This window comes from Bacillus sp. SIMBA_008, from assembly GCF_046535495.1.
GTDB classification, from domain to species: Bacteria; Bacillota; Bacilli; order Bacillales; family Bacillaceae; genus Bacillus; species Bacillus subtilis.
The window spans coordinates 1-342 of the sequence record NZ_JAWRWL010000154.1; the positions used below are offsets into that span (position 1 = coordinate 1).

General features: G+C 64.6%; 1 protein-coding gene. It reads right to left on the reverse strand.

The annotated features are described in order from the left end of the window. Window positions 1-342, reverse strand: a 342-nt coding sequence (locus SB658_RS22595; RefSeq protein WP_410602457.1) for an ABC transporter permease, incomplete at both ends; no start/stop codon positions are given.

The following is a 342-nucleotide window of genomic DNA, read 5'->3' on the forward strand; positions in this document are numbered from 1 at the left end:
CCGCGTTCTTCAGCGCGTGCCCGTACACCACGCGTGCGGCCGAGGCGCCCTTTGCCCGCGCCGTGCGGACGAAGTCCTCCGACAAGATGTCTAGCATTGAGGAGCGCGTCATGCGCGTGAGGAGCGCGGAGTGGATGATTCCTAGCGAGATCGAGGGAAGCAGGATGAACTGCAGCCACTGGCTCGCGCCGTTCTCTATCGGGACGTAGCCCGAGATCGGCAGCCAGCGCAGCTGGAGCGCAAACACCATGGCGAGCAGGAGTGCGAAAACAAAGCCGGGTGTGGCCATTCCGATCATCGTGTACACCGTGACAGCGCCGTCCACGGGCGTGTTCACGCGGC